Genomic DNA, 19396 nt, shown 5'->3' with positions numbered 1-19396 from the left:
CGGGGATCAGGCGAGTTTGAGGAGCAGGTCGGTCAGCTCGGCCGGCATGGTGATCATGCAGTCGTGGCCGGTCGGCAGCTCCCACACCTGCGCCGGGCTGCCGTTCGGCTGGATCGGGGGGACGGGCCGCCGTTCGATGCCTTCGGGGGTGGCGCCGACGCAGTGGATGTGCGTGCGCGGGATCCCGCGTACGGCCGGGTTGTCGAGGCGGACCGGCTGCTGGAGGCAGAGCACCGGCTGGTCCGACAGCAGGGAGCGCAGCCAGGCCACGTCGTCCGGGTCGGTGACCCCGAACAGGCCCAGCGGGGGCGGCAGCTCGGGCATCGGCGGGATCCGCCAGGGGGTTTCCGTCCGGGCGGCGCGGTCGATGAGGGCCCGGGTCACCGGTTGCACGTCCAGGGCGCTCTCGCCGTCCTGCGGCACCATCGCGTCGAGGTAGACGAGGTGGGCGATCCGGTCGGGCAGGTGGTTGGCGGCCGAGGAGATGACCAGCCCGGCGTAGCTGTGGCCCACGAGGATGACGTCGGTGAGGTCGTGCTCGGTGATGAGGGTGACGAGGTCGTCCACGTGGGTGTCCAGCCCGACCTCGGGGCCGAGCAGGTGGGCCTTGTCGCCGTAGCCGGTGAGCGACGGGGCGAGCACCCGGTGCCCGGCCGCGGCCAGCAGCGGGACGACCCGCTCCCAGCACTGCCCGCTGTGCCAGGCCCCGTGTACCAGCAAATATGTCGACATGGTGTGGCTCCTTGCCGTGTCGTCGATGTTCGAGACGAGGCTTCCGCTCGCACGACGACGCAGCCAGAGCCCCCGCGATCCTGGGGGTGACAGGACCAGGCAGGCACGACGGCGGGCGCACTACCGTGGGGGCATGGGCGACGAAACGAACCTGCTCGGCGACTACGTACGCGCCCGCCGGGAGCTCGTCACTCCCGAGCGGGCGGGCATCCCCTCCGCGGGCGTGCGGCGGGTGCCTGGCCTGCGCCGGGAGGAGGTCGCGATGCTCGCCGGCATCAGCGCCGACTACTACCTGCGCCTGGAGCAGGGCCGCGACCGCAACCCCTCCGCGCAGGTCCTCGAATCCCTCGCCCGCGTGCTGCTGCTCGACGACGACGCGACCGCCTACCTGCTGCGCCTCGGCGCGGAGCGGCCCCGGCGGCGACGGCGGCGGCCCCGCAAGGAGACGGTCCCGCCGGGTGTCGCCCAGCTCGTCGGCACGCTGCCGCTGCCGGCGTACGTGGAGGGCCGCTACCTGGACGTCCTGGCCGCGAACGCGGCGGCCACCGCGCTGTCACCGCGCCTGTCGGCGGGGCACAACCGGCTGCGGGACGTGTTCCTCGATCCGGCCGAGCAGGCGCTGCTCCCCGGCTGGGAGGACGCCGCGCAGGGCATGGTCGCCGGTTTCCGCATGGCGGTCGGCACGGACACGGACGATCCCCGGTTCATCGAGCTGGTCGGCGAGCTGTGCCTGGCCAGCCCGCTGTTCAGCAGGCTCTGGGCCCGTCACGACGTGAACACGTGCGAGGGCACGCCCAAGCACCTCGACCATCCCCAGGTCGGCCGCCTGCGGCTCAACCGGGAGCGGCTGGGCGTCGCCGGAGCGCCGGGGCAGACGCTCGTCGTCCTGCATCCGGACCCCGGCACCGACAGCGCCGAGAAGCTGGCGCTCCTGGCGTCCCTGACGCGAACGGCCGGCTGAGCGGACGCGGCCGCTACGCGTATCCCATGCCGGGGATGGCGGTCGCGAGCGCCCGCTCCACCATCGCGCGGGTGGCGGGGTCGAACTGGCCGTCGCGGTGGTCGAGCTCCCGCGTCCGGAACGCCGAGGGAGTTTCGTAGTCCTCGACGCCGACGCTCTCGAACAGGGCCTTGCGCCGGGCCGGCCAGTCGGCGGCGAGGTCCTCGGCGCTGACCTCCACGTAGCGCCGGGCGCCGAGGCCGGCGGTGACCTTCCAGGCGAGCCACCGGTCGTAGATCGGCGTCAGCCAGGCGAGCGCGCCCTCGACGGTGGACGGCGCCCAGGGCTGGTCGACGTGCGAGGCGACCACCGCGACCGGGTGGCGCTTGATGTGCACGATGGTCGCCTCGGGGACGAGCTCCCACAGGAAGTCCATGCACAGCAGGTTGAACGGGGTCTTCTCGCACCAGGCGGGCTTGCTGGCGTCGGCGGCGGCCCCGCCGAACATGGTGTCGACGGCGCCGCGGAGCAGGCGGAGCAGCTCGCCGCGGTCGCGGAAGTGCCGGGGGACGGCCCGCCGGCGGGTCTGCCGCTCGAACGGCCCGGCGGGCCAGCCGGCGTGGCGGGCTCCCGGCGTGGGCACGAGCTCGTCGAAGGTGTGCGCGACGAGCTCGTGCCACAGCCGTCCCACCGCGTCCCAGTAGTGCCGCTCGCCGATGGCGCCGGGAACGGTGTGACCGCGGTCGACGTCGAGCCGGCCGGGCAGCCGCTCCGTGAGCAGCTCGCCCAGCCGGCGCAGGGCGTCGTCGCCGACGTACGGGTCGTAGCGCAGGGTGAGCGCGTCCGCCAGGTCCCTGAACCCGCCGGGGTCGACGATGAACCTGGTCTCGATCGGGATCCGGTGGATGTGCGGGTGCTGGCCGAGGATGTCGGCGAGCTGCGAGGTGCCCGACCGGCCGGTGCCGGCGACGAAGATCGGAGGTGGGTGCGTCACGGGCGACCATCCTGGGCGGGCGGCCGGCCGTGACGCAAACGGTTTGTCAGCCCTTGAAGGCGCCGTCCATGATCCCCGCGACCATGCGCCTGCCGACGAACACGAACAGCACGATCAGCGGCAGCGTGGCCAGGAACGAGCCGGACATGGCCAGGCCGAGGTCGATCGAGTAGCTGTTCTGCAGCGCCTTGATGGCGATCTGCGCGGTGTACATCTCGGGTGACTTGAGCACGATGAACGGCCACAGGAAGTCATTCCAGGCGGTGACGAACCCGAGCAGGCCGAGCACGAACGCGGCCGGCCGCACCAGCGGGAACGCGATCCGCCAGAAGATCTGCCAGGTGCCGGCCCCGTCGATGCGGGCGGCCTGGAGGATCTCGTCGCTGATGGTGGTGGCCAGGTGCTGGCGCATCCAGAAGATGCCGAACGCGCTGGCCAGGCCGGGCACGATGAGCGCCTGGAGGGTGTCCACCCACCCCAGCGATGAGATGATCATGTACTGGGGGATGACGGCGAGCTGGGTCGGCACGGTCATGGTGAGCACGACGACGAGGAACAGCGCGTTGCGGCCGGGGAAGCGCAGCTTGGCGAAGGCGAACCCGGCCAGCGAGCACAGCAGGGCGTGGCCGATGCCGATCGAGCCGGCCACGACGAGGCTGTTGATGATGGAGCGGACGAACGGCACGGTCGTGAAGACGAGCCCGGCCAGGTGGAAGAAGTTCCCGCCGGGCAGGATCTCGGGCGGCAGTTTCGTCGCGGTGGCCGTGTCCGTGGTGGCGACCACGAACATCCAGTAGAGCGGGAACACGCAGGCGAGCGTGGCCACCCCGAGCAGCAGGTAGGTCCACCAGCGGACCCGGTCGGCCTTCTTCATCCTCGCTCCGGGCGGATTCGGGTGGACAGGACGTAGTTGAGCGTCGCGACGGCGATGATCAGCACGAACAGGGCCACGCCGATGGCGGAGCCGTAGCCGAACTGGAACTGGCCGAAGCCCTGCTCGTACAGGAAGAGCGTGAGCGTCTGGCAGTGCCGCGCCGGCCCGCAGGTGAGCGGCGAGGTGTTCGAGACGAGCAGCGGCTCGGTGAAGATCTGCAGGCCGCCGATGGTGGAGGTGACGATGGTGAACACGATGACGGGGCGCAGCGACGGGACGGAGATGTGCCGGAACTGCTTCCAGGCCCCGGCGCCGTCCACGGACGCGGCTTCGTAGATCGTGCGGGGCACGGCCTGCAGCGAGGCGAGGTAGAGCAGGGTGGTGTAGCCGAACCAGCGCCAGGTCACCATCACGGCGATCATGGTGTGGCTCCCCCACCCCGACTGCAGGAAGTCGATCGGCCCCACGCCGAACAAGCCGAGCAGCCAGTTGAGCAGGCCGTAGTCGCGGTCGAACATCTGGGCGAAGACGACGGTGGTGGCCGCCACCGAGGTGATGTACGGCACCAGCATCGACATGCGGAAGAAGACCGCCAGCCGGAGCCGGGCGTGGTTGAGCAGGTGTGCCAGCACCAGCGCGATGAGCAGTTGCGGCACGGTCGACAGCAGCCAGATGCTGATCGTGTTCCAGGCCGCGTCCCAGAAGCGGGTGTCGCCGAACAGCCGGGTGAAGTTGTCGAAGCCGATGAAGACGTGCTCGCCGATCGGGTTCCAGTCGAACAGCGCGACGTAGAAGGTGAACAGCAGCGGGACGAGCCCGAAGACGGCGAAGAGCAGGAAGAACGGGGCGATGTAGGCGTACGGGGCCACCCGCTCGGCCAGGCTCTGCCGCACCCGCGCCTCGGCTTCGGGCATGACCCCCGGGACGGGCTGAGCGTCGTGGTCACGTTACTTGCCGATCGCGGTCTTGATGTTGGCCAGCGCGGTGTCCCAGGCCTTGGCGGGGTCGCCCTTGCCCTGCTCGACGTTGGTGATGGCGTTCAGGAACTCCTGGCCGATGGCCGCACTCTCCGGGCCGATGAGGAACGGCTTGAGCCCGAGCACCGAGTCGGTGTAGATCTTCCCGATGGGCGCGTCGGAGAAGAACTCGTCCTTCTCGGCGAGGAGCTTCGGGTCCTTGTACACGGACGGCGTGGTGGGCAGTGAGCCGACGTCGAGGAAGTGGGCGAGCTGGTTCTGCGGCGACTGCATGGTGGAGATGTAGTCCCAGGCCGCCTTCGGGTTGGCCGCGCCCTTGGGGATGGCCAGGTAGCTGCCGCCCCAGTTGCCGGCGCCGCCGGGGATCGTGGCGATGTCCCACTTGCCCTTGAGGCCGGGGGCGTAGTCGCGGATCTGGTTGAGCATCCACGACGGCGCGGAGACGACGGCGTAGTCGCCCTTGCTCATGCCCGCGATCCAGTTCTCCTCGAAGGAGCTCTGCTTGGCGGTGATGCCGGCCTGGATCGCCTTGAGCGCGTAGTCGAACGCGCTCTTGACCTGCGGGCTCGTGGAGTAGACGACGTTGCCGGACGGGTCGTGGTACTTCTGCGGGCCCTGGTTGACGGCCTGGTAGAAGACGCTGGTGCCGGCGTTGTCGACGAACGCCTTGCCGGTGGCGGCGGTGTACTTCTTGCCGGTCTCGATGAAGGCGTCCCAGGTGGGCCAGAGCTTGCTCACCTCGTCGCGGTCGGTGGGCAGCCCGGCCTTCTTGAACAGGTCGGTCCGGTAGGCCACCGCCAGGCCGCCGACGTCGGTGGGGATGCCGATGATCTCGCCCGTCTTGGCCGTGGCCTGGCTCATCACCCAGTCGAGGTAGTCGCCCTTGATCTTGTCGGCGCCGTACTGCCGCAGGTCCTGGAAGTTCTGCGGCTGCTGGACGAACTGCGGCAGGTTGTCGCCCTGGATGAGCACCAGGTCGGGCACCTTGCCGCCGGCCAGTGCCGTGGTCAGCGACTGCGCGGTCTCGGTCGAGGTGCCCACTTCGGTGAGCTTCACCTGGACGTTCGGGTTGATCTTCTTGTAGTCCTCGACGGTCCGCTTCTGGTTGATGCCGGTGAACGACCAGAACTCGAACGACTTGCCGTCGCCCGCGGGCTGACCGGATCCGCCGCCGCCTCCGCAGGCGGCGGTGGTCAGGACGAGCGCTGCGGCGAGCACGATGGGTGCGGTGGTACGGAGCTTCACGGGTGGTCTCTTCCTGAGCCATGCGGCCCATGGCCGGGGGTTCGTGCTGGGGGGTCGCTGCTGCGTGAAGGCATTCGCAGCTCTGAAACTTTCGGATTAGCTCACGATCGTTAAGGCGCGACCTTACGTGCGGGTTCGGAAATCCGTCAAGAACCCGTTCGCAAGAATCCCGAAACGTGAGCGGCGAAATGCCGAAAGCTGCTGGTTAGACTTCCGCCATGAGCACGGCCGAAGGCCCGACCGACGACGGCGCCACCCCGTCCCAGCCGCTGACCATCGCCCAGCTCGCGGAGCTGGCCCAGGTCTCCACCGCCACCGTGTCGAAGGTCGTCAACGGCCGCGCGGAGGTCGGGCCGGAGACGCGGGCCCTGATCGAGCGGCTCATCCGCGAGCACGGCTACCGGCCGCAGCGGCGCCGCGCGACCTTCGCGCCCCTGGTGGAGCTGGTCTTCCACGCGCTGGAGGGCGAATATCCGACCGAGATCGCCAAGGGCGTCGAGCAGGTGACGCGCGAGCACCGGCTGGCCGTGGTGCTGTCGCAGCTCCAGCACCGCGACACCCCTGGCAGGGGCTGGATCGAGGGCGTGCTGAGCCGCCGTCCCCTCGGCGTGATCTCGGTGTTCTCCGGCCTGACCGAGGCCCAGCGGGAGCAGCTCGCGACCCGCGGCATCCCGCTCGTATTGCTCGACCCGCGCGGCGATCCCGCACCTCAGGCGCCTTCGGTGGGTGCGAGCAACTGGAACGGCGGGCTGATGGCCACCCGCCACCTGCTCGATCTCGGGCACCGGCGCATCGCCGCCATCACCGGCCCCGACTGCGCGCTGTCCGGCCGGGCCCGGCTCGACGGGTTCCGCACGGCCCTCGACATGGCCGGCGTCCCCGTCGACCCGGAGCTGATCGGCCCTGGCGACTTCCTCATCGAGGGCGGCCTGGCGCAGGCCGAGCGGCTGCTGCGGCTGCCCTCCCCGCCGACGGCCATCTTCACCTGCAACGACGGCCAGGCGTCGGGCGTCTACCGGGCGGCGCACCGGCTCGGCCTGCGCATCCCCGAGGACCTGAGCGTGGTGGGCTTCGACGACCTGCCGGCGGTGCGCTGGATGAACCCGCCGCTGACCACGGTGCGCCAGCCGCTCACCGCGATGGCCGCCGCCGCCACCGACATGCTGCTCAAGCTGTCGCGGGGCGAGCTGCTGCCCCGGCACCGCGTGGAGCTGGGCACGGAGCTGATCGTCCGCGAGAGCACCGGGCCCGCCCGGCGACGCTGACGAAACTTAACGAAACCTTTCCCGAAAACTATCCTTGACAGCTCGGAGCGGCTCGACCTAGCGTTTCGCCCACCACGGCCACGTACAGCCGAGATGTTAACGCTAACAGCCCCGCATGCATGGAGCGACCCACCACCGCCGGAAGGGGAAGAATTGGGGCCACCTGCCGAGCGCCGCCTGCCGGTCATGGCCGACGTGGCCAAACTCGCCGGCGTGTCGCACCAGACCGTCTCCCGGGTGCTCAACGACCACCCCAAGGTCAGGAAGGAGACGCGCGCGCGGGTCCTGCGCGCCATCACCGCCCTCGGCTACCGCCGCAACCTGACCGCGCGGGCGCTGGTCACCCGCCGCTCGCACCGGCTCGGGGTGGTCAGCTTCGACACCATCCTGTACGGCCCGGCCAGCACCGTCCACGGCATCGAGCGGGCGGCCAGGGAGGCCGGCTACTTCGTCAGCATCATGAGCCTGCGCACCATCGACCGGGCCGGCGTCAACGAGGCCATCGGCCACCTGGCCGAGCAGGGCGTGGACGGCGTGGTCGTGGTCGCGCCGCAGCGCGCCGCCGCCCAGGCGCTGGCCGACCTGCCCCGGGGCTGCCCGCGGTGGCGGTCGAGGGCCGGCACGAGGGCGAGGTGGCCGTGGTCAGCGTGGACCAGCGCGAAGGCGCCCGGCACGCCACCGCCCACCTGCTCGCCCTCGGCCACGACACGGTCTGGCACGTCAGCGGGCCGGACGACTGGCTGGAGGCCGAGGGGCGGCAGGAGGGCTGGCGCGCCGCGCTGGCGGCCGCCGGCCGGGAGATCCCCGAGGTGCTGGCGGGCGACTGGACCCCGAGATCCGGGTACCGGGCCGGCCGGGTGCTGGCCGCCCGCGTCGCCGAGGTCACTGCCGTGTTCGTGGCCAACGACCAGATGGCGCTCGGGCTGCTGCGGGCCTTCTCGGAGGCGGGCGTGCGGGTGCCCGAGCAGGTGAGCGTGGTCGGCTTCGACGACATCCCCGAAGCGGCGTACTTCACCCCCGCGCTGACCACGGTCCGGCAGGACTTCGGCGAGGTCGGCCGGCTCAGTATCGGCCTGCTGCTCAAACAGATCGAGTCGTCGGGGACGTCCGGCTACGACCACCTGATCGTGCCCCCGCGGTTCGTCATCAGGGACAGCACCGGCAGGGCGCGCTCCGCGCTGCCGTATTGATCGATCAACCATCAGGACAAGGAACGAGGAAGGTCGTCATGGCGAAGAGATTCTCGGCGCTCGTCGCGCTCGCGGTGGGGGCGTTACTGACCACGAGCTGCGGCGGCGGTGGCGGTACCACCAGCGCGGGTACGGGCGGCGGCGGTGACGCGATCACCATGGGCTTCTCGCAGGTCGGTGCGGAGAGCGGGTGGCGCACCGCGAACACCAAGTCGGTGCAGGACTCGGCGAAGAACGCGGGCATCACGCTGAAGTTCTCCGACGCCCAGCAGAAGCAGGAGAACCAGATCAAGGCGATCCGGTCGTTCATCCAGCAGAAGGTGGATGTGATCGCCTTCTCGCCGGTGGTGGAGTCGGGCTGGGACACGGTGCTGATGGAGGCCAAGAACGCGAAGATCCCGGTGATCCTGACCGACCGGGCGGTGGATTCCAAGGACACCTCGCTGTACAAGACGTTCCTGGGCTCGGACTTCGTGGAGGAGGGCAAGAAGGCCGGGCAGTGGCTGGTGCAGGAGTACAAGGACTCCAAGGATCCGGTGAACATCGTGGAGTTGCAGGGCACCACGGGGTCGGCGCCGGCCAATGACCGCAAGGCCGGGTTCGCGGAGGTGATCGGGGCGGATCCGAAGTTCAAGATCGTGGCGTCGCAGACCGGTGACTTCACCCGGGCCAAGGGCAAGGAGGTGATGGAGGCGTTCTTGAAGTCGACGCCGGACATCGACGTGCTGTACGCGCACAACGATGACATGGGTCTGGGTGCGATCGAGGCGATCGAGGGCGCGGGCAAGGTGCCGGGCAAGGACATCAAGATCATCACGGTGGACGCGGTGAAGGACGGCATGCAGGCGCTGGCCGACGGGAAGATCAACTTCATCGTGGAGTGCTCGCCGCTGCTCGGCCCGCAGCTGATGGACCTGGCCAAGAAGGTCGTCAAGGGCGAGCAGGTGCCGGCCCGGGTGGTGACCGAGGAGACCACGTTCACGCAGGAGCAGGCCAAGCAGGTCCTGTCCTCCCGCCAGTACTGACCGAAGGACGCCGGCCGGTCCGGCTCGTCCTGGAGAGGGTCCATGACCGCATCCACCCCGGTGCTCACGATGACCGGGATCAGCAAGCAGTTCCCCGGCGTGAAAGCGCTCGACGGCGTCGACTTCCGGCTGCTGCCGGGCGAGGTGCACGCCCTCATGGGCGAGAACGGCGCCGGCAAGTCGACGTTGATCAAGGTGCTGACCGGTGTCCACGACATCGACGAGGGCCGGATCGAGCTGGACGGCGCCAGGGTGGCCTTCACCGGCCCCCTGGCCGCCCAGCAGGCCGGCATCAGCACCGTCTACCAGGAGGTCAACCTCTGCACGAACCTGTCGGTGGCCGAGAACATCTTCATCGGCCGCGAGCCCCGCGACCGCTGGGGCCGCATCCGGTGGAAGGAGGTGCGCCGCCGCGCGGCCGGCATCCTGGCCCGCCTCGACCTCGACATCGACGTCACCGCCTCGCTGTCGGCGTACTCGCTGGCCGTGCAGCAGCTCGTCGCGATCGCGCGCGCCATCGACGTCCAGGCCAAGGTGCTCATCCTGGACGAGCCCACCTCCAGCCTGGACGCCGGCGAGGTGCAGCAGCTCTTCCGGGTGATGCGGCGGCTGAAGGACGACGGCATCGCGATCCTGTTCGTCTCGCACTTCCTCGACCAGATCTACGAGATCTCCGACCGGATGACGATCCTGCGCAACGGCCGGCTCGTCGGCGAGTACCTGACGAAGGAGCTGCCGCAGGTCGAGCTGGTCGCCAAGATGATCGGCCAGGAGCTGGCCGAGCTGGAGCGGCTGCACGGCACCGCCAAGGTGTTCGACCGGCCGCTCGTCGAGGCGCGCGAGCTGGGCCGGGCCGGCGCGATCGAGCCGTTCACGCTCACCATCCACGAGGGCGAGGTCGTCGGGCTGGCGGGGCTGCTCGGCTCCGGCCGTACGGAGATCGCCCGGCTGCTGTTCGGCGCCGACCACGCCAGCACGGGCGAGATCGCGATCGGCGGCACGCCGCAGCCGCTGCGCACGCCGCGCGCGGCCATGAGCCACAAGATCGCGTTCTGTTCGGAGAACCGCCGCTCTGAAGGGCTCATCCCCGACCTGACCGTCCGCGAGAACCTCGTCCTCGCGTTGCAGGCCGCCCGCGGCTGGACCCGGCCCCTGCCCCGCAGCCGCCAGGACGAGCTCGTCTCCCGGTACGTCGCCGCGCTGAACATCCGCCCGGCCGACCCCGACCAGCTCATCCGCAACCTCAGCGGCGGCAACCAGCAGAAGGTGCTGCTGGCCCGCTGGCTGATCCTGGAGCCCCGGCTGCTGATCCTCGACGAGCCCACCCGCGGCATCGACGTCGGCGCCAAGGCCGAGATCCAGCGCCTGGTGGCCGAGCTGTCCGGCGGCGGCATGGCGGTGCTGTTCATCTCGGCCGAGCTGGAGGAGGTGCTGCGGCTCAGCCACCGGGTGGCCGTGCTGCGCGACCGCCGCCTGGTGGCCGAGCTCGACAACGACGACCGCCTGACCACGGAGAGCCTCATGGAGACCATCGCCGGCGGAGGACACCCCGCATGAGACGCCTGTTGTGGCCGCTGCTCGCCCTGGCCGCGCTGCTGCTGCTCAACGTCGCCTTCACCGACGGCTTCCTGAGCATCCAGATCAAGGACGGCCACCTGTACGGCAGCCTGATCGACATCCTGCGCTTCGGCGCCCCGCTGATCCTGGTGTCGCTGGGCATGACGCTGGTCATCGCGACCGGCGGCATCGACCTGTCGGTGGGCTCGGTGGTGGCGATCTCGGGCGCGCTGGCCTGCCTGCAGATCAGCGAGGACGCCAGCGTGTTCACCGCCGTGGCGCTCGCGCTCGGGCTGTGCCTGGCGCTGGGGGCCTGGAACGGGTTCCTGGTCGCCGGCATCGGCATCCAGCCGATCATCGCCACGCTCATCCTCATGGTGGCCGGGCGGGGCCTGGCCCAGCTCATCACCGACGGGCAGATCATCACCGTCAACAGCCCCGCCTACAAGCTGATCGGCGGCGGCTACTGGCTCACGCTCCCGTTCGGCATCCTCGTCGTGGCCGCCATCTGGGCCGTCACCGCGTTCCTCACCCGGCGCCTCGCCCTCGGCCTCGTCATCGAGGCGGTCGGCGGCAACCCCGTGGCCAGCCGCCTGGCCGGCATCGACGCCCGCCGCGTGACCGTGATGGCCTACACCGCCTGCGCCCTGTGCGCCGGCATCGCCGGCCTCATGATCAGCTCGAACGTGTCCAGCGCCGACGGCAACAACGCCGGCCTGTGGATCGAGCTCGACGCCATCCTCGCCGTCGTCATCGGCGGCACGTCGCTGACCGGCGGCCGCTTCTCCCTCACCGGCACCGTGCTCGGCGCCCTGATCATCCAGACGCTCACCACGACCATCTACTCCATCGGCGTGCCGCCGGAGACGACGCTGCTGTTCAAGGCGCTCGTGGTGACGACCGTCTGCCTGCTGCAGTCCCCCGCCTTCCGCGCGAAGGTCTTCCACCGCCGGCCCAGGCCCGCGCCCAAGGCGGCGGCCGAAGAGAAGGTGAAGGTCACCGCATGACCACCCTGCCGGGCCTGGCCGGCCACTCCCCCGCAGGTACGTCCCCGTGCTGGTCACCGCCGGCCTGTTCGCGGCCATGTTCGTGGCCGGCGGCGTCCGCTACGAGGGCTTCGCCACCGGCCAGATCGTCCTGAACGTCTTCATCGACAACGGCTTCCTGCTCGTCGTCGCGGTCGGCCTGACCTTCGTCATCCTCACCGGCGGCATCGACCTGTCCGTGGGCGCGGTCGTCGCGCTGTCGACCATGGTCTCCGCGAGCCTGCTGCAGGCCGGCTGGCCGTGGTGGGCGGTCATCGCCCTCGTGCTCGCCATGGGGGTCGTGCTGGGCGGCGGCATGGGCGCCATCATCCACTTCTTCGGCATCCAGCCGTTCATCGTCACGCTGGCCGGCATGTTCCTGGCGCGCGGCCTGTGCTACACGATCGGCACCGACTCCATCCCCATCACGGACCCGGCGTTCACGGCGTTCGCGCAGACCAGGATCGACCTGTTCGCCGACCTGTGGATCTCCCCCAGCGTGCTCATCGCGGTCGCGGTCGTGCTGGTGGCGGCGTACGTGCTGCACTACACCCGCTTCGGCCGCGCCGTCTACGCGACCGGCGGCAGCGAGCAGTCGGCGCTGCTCATGGGCCTGCCCGTGGCGCGCACGAAGATCACCGTCTATACGGTCAGCGGCCTGTGCTCCGCTCTCGGCGGCGTCCTGCTGGCGTTCTACATGCTGTCGGGGTACGGCCTGCACGCCGTCGGCATGGAGCTGGACGCGATCGCGGCGGTCGTCATCGGCGGCACCCTGCTCACCGGCGGCAGCGGCTACCTGCTCGGCACCGTCCTCGGCGTGCTGGTGCTCGGCCTCATCCAGACCGTCATCAGCTTCGAGGGCACGCTCAGCTCCTGGTGGACGAAGATCTTCATCGGCGCGCTGCTGCTCGTCTTCATCCTCCTGCAACGGTTGATGTCCAGACGCGGGGCGTGAGGCGGTGAGCCGGCGCTGATCACCGCGGGCGGCGCGTGGTTAGACTGCCGCCATGGCCACGGAGTCGTCCCCTCTCACCATCGCCCAGCTCGCCGAGCTGGCCGGCGTGTCCACCGCGACGGTCTCCAAGGTCGTGAACGGCCGTGCGGAGGTCTCCTCCGAGACCCGCGCCGCCGTGGAGGAGCTGATCCGCCTGCACGGCTACCGCCGCCAGCGCCGCCGCTCCACCCCGACCGCCCTGGTCGAGCTGGTCTTCCACGCCCTCGAAGGCGACTACCCCGTGGAGATCACCAAGGGGGTGGCGCAGGTCGCGCACGAGCACGACCTCACGGTCGGGATCTCGGACCTGCGCCGCGACCGCAGCGCCGCCGACGCCTGGCTGGACGTCGTGCTGCGGCGGCGCCCGAGCGGCGTGATCGCGGTGTTCGAGGGGCTGACCGAGGCGCAGCGCGAGCAGCTCGCCCGCAGCGAGATCCCGCTGGTGCTGCTGGACCCGGCCGACGTCCCGGCACGAGACCTGCCGTCGGTCGGCGCCGGGAACTGGAACGGCGGGCTCATCGCCACCCGCCACCTGCTGGAGCTGGGGCACCGCCGCATCGGCATCGTCACCGGGCCCGACTCGGCGGTGTCCAGCCGGGCCCGGCTCGACGGCTACCGCACCGCCCTCGACATGGCGGGGGTCCCGGCCGATCCGGAGCTGATCGGCCGGGGCGACTTCTTCATCGAGGGCGGCCTGGCCCAGGCGGAGCGCCTGCTGCGCCTGCCTGACCGCCCCACGGCGATCTTCGCCGCGAACGACGGCCAGGCGATCGGCGTCTACCACGCGGCCCACCGGCTCGGCCTGCGCGTCCCGGACGACCTGAGCGTGGTCGGCTTCGACGACATGCCGTCGGCGCGCTGGCACCTGCCGCCGCTGACCACCGTCCGCCAGCCGCTCACCGAGATGGCCGCCGCGGCCACCCGGATGCTGCTGCAGCTCGCCAACGGCGAGCGGCTCGCGCGCAACCGCGTCGAGCTGGCCACGGAGCTGGTCGTCCGCGAGAGCACCGCACCTCCTCCCACTCCTGCGGGTTGAACGTCAGGAACGCGTCCACCTCTGGTTGGCGCCGCCGTTGCACGTCCAGATCTGCACCTTGGTGCCGTTGGCGGTGCCGGCGCCGTTGACGTCGAGGCACTTGTTCGCGCCGACGGCGGTGATCGTGCCGTCGGAGTTCAGGCGCCACTTCTGGTTGTTCTGGCCGTTGCAGTCCCAGACGAGCACGGCGGTGCCGTCGGCCGTGCCGGCGCCGTTCACGTCCAGGCACCGGCCGGCGGCGGTGCGCAGCTCGCTCGCGGCGGTCGCGGTCCACTGCTGGCTCGCCTGGCCGTTGCAGTCCCAGATCTGCGCCTGCGTGGTGTTGCTCGCGTCCAGGCAACGGCCGGAACCGACGCCCTTGATCACGCTCGTGTCGCCGGGCGGCGTGCCGTCGCCCTGCCCCACGCCGTCGCCGTTGAAGGTGATGGCGTCCACGTCGAACGCGTTCGCGGACGGCGCCTTGAACACGACGTGCACGTTGTGGGTGCCGCCCGGATCGGTGACGGGCACCACGGGCAGCGACACGTAGGAGTTCCAGCCCCCGGTCGCCGGGACGGAGGCGGAGGCGAGCAGGGCGCCCGTCGGCGAGTCGGCGCGCAGCTCGATGGAGGCCCCGGTGCTGGACGGCGCCGAGACACGGAAGGACACCGTGTCGATGCCGGACAGGCTGATCGGGCTGAAGGAGATCCAGTCGTTGTTGGAGATGTCGCCGACGCGGCGGCCGCCCTCGGCGCCGGCCTCCTCGACGACGCGGATGCCGGACGAGCCGGTGAAGTGCTCGGCCTGCTTGTGCTTGGGCTGCAAGGTGATGCCGGCGGTGCCCTTCAGCCCGCCCCGGTCGGTGTAGTCGGCGGACAGGACGTAGTAGACGTTGGAGAACTCGTCGTGGCCGGACGCGGTGGTCGTGACCGTGCCGGAGCAGCCGGTGTACTGGCCGGTGTCGTGGGCGTGCTGGTCGTGGCCGAGCGCCGTGACGACGTTGACCTTGGTGCAGTCGGCGGCCCCGTCCTCGGCGTCGGTGACGCCGACCGTGTAGTCCACGTCGTCGCCGAAGTCGATGAAGCCGCCGTCGGGCGGCGCCGAGAACGTCACCTTGGGCCGGGTGTTGCCGACCACGATGGGCACGGTGACGCTGCCCGTCTTGCCGCCGGAGTCCCGTACGGTGAGCTTGGCCTGGTAGGTGCCGTTGGCGGTGTAGGTGTGGGAGGGGTTGGCGCTGGTGGAGGTGGCGCCGTCGCCGAAGTCCCACGCGTAGGTGATCGCGTCGCCGTCGGGGTCGGCCGAGCCGGCCGAGGAGAACGCCACCGTCAGCGGCGCGGCGCCCGAGTCGGGGCTGGCGCTCGCCTTGGCCAGGGGCGCGCGGTTGCCGGCCACGTAGTCGATGCGGTAGATGCTGTCGTCGGTGTTGGCGTGGCCGAAGCCGTTGCCCCAGTCGGCCATGTAGAGGGCGCCGTCCGGGCCGAACTTCATGTCGATCGGCGCCCTCGGGGCCAGCTGCGCCACGAACGGGTTGATCTTCAGCAGGCCGCCCGAGGAGTCGAGGCGGAACTCCTTGACGAAGTTGCGGCTCCACTCGTAGAAGAAGGCCGCGCCGTCGAAGTACTCGGGGAACCTGCGGTCGGAGGCGCCGGCCGCGTCGTAGCGGTAGAACGGGCCGCCCATCGGCGCGGCGCCGCCGCAGCAGTTGATCTCGGGGAACTCGGCCGAGGCGTGGTAGTTGTACCAGACGGTCGCCGGCTGGGCGGCGGGCAGGTTGGTCAGGCCCGTGTTGTTGGGCGAGTTGTTGACCGGCGCGGAGCAGTTGAACTTCGCGCCGGAGGTGTTGGTGGCGAAGTTGAAGTCGTTGAACGGGATGTTGTTGCCGGTGCAGTACGGCCAGCCGTAGAAGCCCGGCTGCTTGATCAGGTTCCACTCGACGGTGCCCTCGGGGCCCCGGTTGGCGTTCGCCGAGCCCGCGTCGGGGCCGTAGTCGCCCACCGAGATCCAGCCCGTCGTCTTGTCCACGGAGAAGCGGAACGGGTTGCGGAAGCCCATCGCGTAGATCTCCGGCCGGGTCTTGGCGGTGCCGGGCGCGAACATGTTGCCGGACGGGATCGTGTAGGTGCCGTCCGCTTCGGGGTGGATGCGCAGGATCTTGCCGCGCAGGTCGTTGGTGTTGGCCGAGGAACGCTGGGCGTCGTAGTGCTCGCGGCCCTGCCGCTCGTCGATGGGGGCGTAGCCGCTGGAGCCGTTCGGGTTGGTGTCGTCACCCGGGCCGATGTAGAGGTTGCCGCCAGGCCCGAACGCGAGGTAGCCGCCGGTGTGCCCGGGCTCGTCCACGTTGCGGTACGCCGGCACCTCGATGATCTTCTTCTCGCTGGACAGGTCGAGGCTGGTGCCGTTGAAGGTGAACCTGGACACCCGGTTCACCTCGCCGCCGTTGGCCGGCGAGTAGTTGAGGTAGATCCAGCCGTTGGTGGCGAAGTTCGGGTCCAGCGCCAGGCCGATGCCGCCGTCCTCGCCGCCGTCGTAGACGGACAGGGTGCCGATGACGCGCGTGCCGCCGCCGGCGGCGGGGATCAGGTTCACCTTGCCGGAGCGGGAGATGTAGAAGACGCGGCCGTCGGCGGCCACGTCCAGCTCCATCGGCTGGTCCGGCGCGCCGTCGAGGGTCACCTTCTGGAAGCGGGAGGTGACGGTGCCGCCGCAGTCGCCCGCCGCCGCGCCCGCGGCCCACTGCACGGCGCCGAGCAGGTGCTGCTTGAACAGCGGCTCGGAATAGGAGGAGGCGTTGTGGCCCATCGCGGTGGCCCACACGCGCGCGCCCTCCGGGTTGTGGCACCAGGAGATCGGGTGGTCGGCGCCCATCTTGTTGGGGCCCGCGTCGTAGGTGGTCTCGTCCGCGGTCACCAGCACGTGCACCGAGCCGCGCATGTTCTTGTCGAAGTTGTACCACTCCTCGGTGCGCACCCACCGGTCCGGCAGCCCCTTCGTGGAGGGGTGCACCTTGTCGGCCACCTTGGCGGTGCCCTGGAGGATGGACGAGTGCGCGGTCATGTGGGCGCCGGCCAGGACGACCTGGTCCCACCAGGGGAACTGCGACTCGATGTTCATGTCGGTGGCGTTGTGCACGGCGACGACGCCGCGCCCGCTGCGCACGTAGGACTGGAAGGCCTGGCGCTGGGCGTCGTTGTCCCAGACCATGCCGCTGGTCTGGAACATGATCACGGCGTCGTAGGTGCTCATGGCCGCGCTGGTGAAGACGCTGGAGTCCTCGCTGCGGTCGAGCTGGAAGTTGTTGTCGGCCGCGAGCTGCTGGAACATCGTGACGCCGGCGGCGATGGAGTCGTGCCGGTAGGCGCCGCTGGCCGTCTCGGAGAACAGCAGCACCTTGAACGCCGGCGCGGCCGCGTGCGCCACCTGCGGCGACACGGACATCAGCAGGCCCAGTAAGGCGGCGGCCAGGGCGGGGAACAGGCGTGATCTTCGCATGAGGGGGTCTCCTGGGGAGGGCGGGCGGTTCAGAGCGTGCGGAGGTAGGTGCGGCCGTCGGTGGCCGGCGCGTCCTGGCTTGCTGCGAGGGGCCGCCCGATGGAGGCGCCGGCCGCGGCCCGGGCCGCCTGGGCGGGGTCCTTCTCCTCGATGTTCAGGTGGTAGGTGTCAAGTGCGAGGTGGCAGTCGTCGGTCAGCGGGGAGACCCAGACCCAGGTGTTCACTCCGATGGAGAACATGGCGTCCCTCCTCGTCATCGTGTCGCGGGAAACGTGCATCAGCCCTTCGTCCCGCCCCACGCCTCGGGGAAGCCGGGCAGGTCCTCGCAGCCGCACAGCGCGTAGTGCAGCGGCGGCATGTTCGGCTTCAGGTAGGTCGCCAGGTTCTCGCCGGTGACCTTCGGCTGCGGCAGGTTCCACGTCTGGGGCACCTGCTCGCCCTTGAGGATCTTCAGCGCGGCGATCACCGGGGTGCGCCACTGGTAGGTCGGATAGGTCGGCGCGACCGCGGTCAGACCGGCGTCCTTCCACTTCTGCAGGAAGTCCTGCTGGTCCTCGCCGTTGATCGGCGGCACCGGCAGACCCGCGTCCTCGAACGCCTCGATCGCCGCCACCGCCGTGGCACCGGCGTCCATCCAGACGCCGTCGATCTTGCCGTAACGCTGGAGGTAGTCGCTGACGATGCTCTTGGTCTTGGCGGCGTCACCGTCGGAGAACTCCACCCCGACCACCTGGACCTTGCTCTTGTCGAAGACCACCTTGGCCGCCGACCAGCGGGTCTCCAGCACGTCCACGCCGGGCAGGATGCGCAACGCCAGCACCTTCCCACCGGCCGGCACCTTCTCCACCAGGAATTCGGCGGCATCAGCGCCGAAGGCGTAGCCGCCGATGGGCTTGATGAACGTCACCGGGCAGTCGGTCTGCACCCCCCGGTCGAACACGATCACGGGCACCTTCTCACACGCCGCCGTCACGGCCGGAGTGAGCGTCGCCGTCGTGTTCGGCGAGACGATCAACGCGTCGCACCCCTTGGCCTGCAACTCGGCGATGTCGGAGATCTGCTTGTCGTCCTTGCCCTCGGCATCCAGCGCGGTGAACTTGGTGATCTCCTTGTGCAGGCCCACCTCGGCCTGCATCGTCTTCCACCCGACCTGCCGCCACGGGTTGTTGACCGCCGCGTTGGAGAAGCACAGATGGTACGGACCGTCCTTCTTGTACGTCGCCGTGTCGATCATCTTCGGCGCGATGGCCTGCTCCCACGGCTTGTTCGCCGGCCCCTCCGGGGTCTGGGAACGCATGGCGAGCTGCGCGTCGAAGTCCGCCTGCACGAAGAACTTCGACTGCGCGCCCGTACCGGAGCCCTGGGTGCTCGCCGCGGTCGTGGGCTCGGGCCGATCGGTGGTGCACCCGGCGACGACGAGCGCGGCGATCACGGCGGCGGCTGCGGCTTCACGACGCGGCATGGGCGTCTCCTGTTCGGGGGGTGTGCTTCCTCCAGGGGAGCCGGACGGCTCCCGCCGCGACCGCGACGAGCGCCCAGCCGATCGCGGCCAGGGCGAGCAGCGCGAGGAACACCACGGACGTGGGCTCGCCCAGGCGGCCGTTGGCCGGGGCGCGGACGGGACGGGTGAGCAGGTTCATTCAGCCGTCTCTCCTGCTGCCAGGCGCATGACCGCTTCCTCGGCGGGCCCGGCCGGCAGTGGCGCCATCGTCAGCCGCGTGACGAGCACGACCTTCTGCTCGTTGCCGCCGGACAGGTAGCGGACCTCCTGCTCCTGGCGCGCCGAGGGGAGGCGGACCCGTCCGAACAGGCCGGCGAGACCGTCGCGCGCCCTGGCGCCTGCCGCGCGGGCGGCGCGCAGGGCGGTGTCGCGGACGGGGAACACGTTCTCGGCGACCCTCGTCCGGCCGGTGCACCCCGCACATGATCTTCATCAGGGTGGACCTGCCGGCGCCGTTCTCGCCGACGACGGCGTGGACCTCGCCGGCCGTCGCCTCGAGGTCCACCCCTGACAGCACCGGCACGCCCGGAAAGCTCTTGCCGATGCCGCGCATGCTCAGCATCGTCCGGC

At 70.4% G+C, this 19396-nt stretch carries 16 protein-coding genes and 3 pseudogenes; 8 read left to right on the top strand and 11 right to left on the bottom strand.

Annotated features, from left to right (window positions below; genetic code table 11):
- Positions 1-6 precede the first annotated feature (6 nt).
- The gene (locus tag KIS93_RS10080) at positions 7-732 is read right to left on the bottom strand and encodes an alpha/beta fold hydrolase (RefSeq protein WP_080038206.1); all 726 of its coding nucleotides are present in this window, start codon (positions 730-732) and stop codon (positions 7-9) included.
- Between the two features lie 133 nt (positions 733-865).
- On the opposite strand from KIS93_RS10080, the gene KIS93_RS10075 reads away from it, so the two are divergent.
- On the top strand, positions 866-1693 hold the full coding sequence (locus KIS93_RS10075) for a helix-turn-helix domain-containing protein (protein ID WP_080038205.1): 828 nt from the start codon (positions 866-868) through the stop codon (positions 1691-1693).
- A gap of 13 nt (positions 1694-1706) precedes the next feature.
- On the opposite strand, the gene KIS93_RS10070 is transcribed toward KIS93_RS10075, so the two are convergent.
- The 4 genes from KIS93_RS10070 to KIS93_RS10055 are packed head-to-tail and all read right to left on the bottom strand — an operon-like array spanning position 1707 to position 5762.
- On the bottom strand, positions 1707-2666 hold the full coding sequence (locus KIS93_RS10070) for a sulfotransferase (RefSeq protein WP_155126918.1): 960 nt from the start codon (positions 2664-2666) through the stop codon (positions 1707-1709).
- A 46-nt stretch (positions 2667-2712) separates the two neighbouring features.
- Positions 2713-3540 (bottom strand): carbohydrate ABC transporter permease, encoded by an 828-nt coding sequence (locus KIS93_RS10065; protein ID WP_080038204.1) that lies wholly within the window; start codon positions 3538-3540, stop codon positions 2713-2715.
- A complete protein-coding gene (locus KIS93_RS10060) occupies positions 3537-4454 on the bottom strand; it encodes a carbohydrate ABC transporter permease (RefSeq protein ID WP_186404069.1) in 918 nt (305 codons plus the stop codon). The genes KIS93_RS10065 and KIS93_RS10060 overlap by 4 nt, the downstream gene beginning before the upstream one ends.
- 33 nt (positions 4455-4487) lie before the next feature.
- Positions 4488-5762, bottom strand: coding sequence for an extracellular solute-binding protein (locus KIS93_RS10055; protein ID WP_080038202.1), 1275 nt, complete (start codon positions 5760-5762; stop codon positions 4488-4490).
- Between the two features lie 218 nt (positions 5763-5980).
- Between KIS93_RS10055 and KIS93_RS10050 the strand changes: the two genes are divergently transcribed.
- The 7 genes and pseudogenes from KIS93_RS10050 to KIS93_RS10020 all read left to right on the top strand — a co-directional run bounded on the left by KIS93_RS10050 (position 5981) and on the right by KIS93_RS10020 (position 13854).
- On the top strand, positions 5981-7027 hold the full coding sequence (locus KIS93_RS10050; RefSeq protein WP_080038201.1) for a LacI family DNA-binding transcriptional regulator: 1047 nt from the start codon (positions 5981-5983) through the stop codon (positions 7025-7027).
- 186 nt (positions 7028-7213) lie between these two features.
- Positions 7214-8217 (top strand): annotated as a pseudogene (locus KIS93_RS10045) (LacI family DNA-binding transcriptional regulator).
- Positions 8218-8255: 38 nt separating this feature from the next.
- Positions 8256-9242, top strand: coding sequence for an ABC transporter substrate-binding protein (locus KIS93_RS10040; protein WP_080038199.1), 987 nt, complete (start codon positions 8256-8258; stop codon positions 9240-9242).
- A 42-nt stretch (positions 9243-9284) separates the two neighbouring features.
- A complete protein-coding gene (locus KIS93_RS10035; RefSeq protein WP_080038198.1) occupies positions 9285-10799 on the top strand; it encodes a sugar ABC transporter ATP-binding protein in 1515 nt (504 codons plus the stop codon).
- Positions 10796-11806: an ABC transporter permease gene (locus KIS93_RS10030; RefSeq protein ID WP_080038197.1), complete on the top strand. Its 1011-nt coding sequence runs from the start codon at positions 10796-10798 to the stop codon at positions 11804-11806. The genes KIS93_RS10035 and KIS93_RS10030 overlap by 4 nt, the downstream gene beginning before the upstream one ends.
- A gap of 43 nt (positions 11807-11849) precedes the next feature.
- Positions 11850-12779: pseudogene (yjfF, locus tag KIS93_RS10025) on the top strand (galactofuranose ABC transporter, permease protein YjfF); the annotation flags it as partial.
- Positions 12780-12831: 52 nt separating this feature from the next.
- The gene (locus KIS93_RS10020; RefSeq protein WP_080038196.1) at positions 12832-13854 is read left to right on the top strand and encodes a LacI family DNA-binding transcriptional regulator; all 1023 of its coding nucleotides are present in this window, start codon (positions 12832-12834) and stop codon (positions 13852-13854) included.
- Between the two features lie 3 nt (positions 13855-13857).
- On the opposite strand, the gene KIS93_RS10015 is transcribed toward KIS93_RS10020, so the two are convergent.
- The 6 genes and pseudogenes from KIS93_RS10015 to KIS93_RS64905 form a co-directional block, all read right to left on the bottom strand.
- Entirely contained in the window at positions 13858-17325 is a 3468-nt protein-coding gene (locus KIS93_RS10015; RefSeq protein ID WP_080038195.1) for a ThuA domain-containing protein, read from the bottom strand.
- Positions 17326-17354: 29 nt separating this feature from the next.
- A complete protein-coding gene (locus KIS93_RS10010) occupies positions 17355-17564 on the bottom strand; it encodes a hypothetical protein (RefSeq protein WP_155126915.1) in 210 nt (69 codons plus the stop codon).
- Positions 17565-17602: 38 nt separating this feature from the next.
- Positions 17603-18787 (bottom strand): ABC transporter substrate-binding protein, encoded by a 1185-nt coding sequence (locus KIS93_RS10005; RefSeq protein ID WP_080046661.1) that lies wholly within the window; start codon positions 18785-18787, stop codon positions 17603-17605.
- The gene (locus tag KIS93_RS10000) at positions 18774-18965 is read right to left on the bottom strand and encodes a hypothetical protein (protein ID WP_186404068.1); all 192 of its coding nucleotides are present in this window, start codon (positions 18963-18965) and stop codon (positions 18774-18776) included. Before KIS93_RS10000 ends, KIS93_RS10005 begins: the two co-directional genes overlap by 14 nt.
- Positions 18962-19210: a hypothetical protein gene (locus KIS93_RS64910; RefSeq protein ID WP_230466644.1), complete on the bottom strand. Its 249-nt coding sequence runs from the start codon at positions 19208-19210 to the stop codon at positions 18962-18964. Before KIS93_RS64910 ends, KIS93_RS10000 begins: the two co-directional genes overlap by 4 nt.
- A 1-nt stretch (position 19211) precedes the next feature.
- Positions 19212-19388, bottom strand: a pseudogene (locus KIS93_RS64905) (ATP-binding cassette domain-containing protein); the annotation flags it as partial.
- Positions 19389-19396: the final 8 nt, after the last annotated feature.

It is taken from the genome of [Actinomadura] parvosata subsp. kistnae (assembly GCF_900323885.1).
Classification (GTDB): Bacteria; Actinomycetota; Actinomycetes; order Streptosporangiales; family Streptosporangiaceae; genus Nonomuraea; species Nonomuraea composti.
This window is presented reverse-complemented; position numbering and strand designations above follow the sequence as displayed.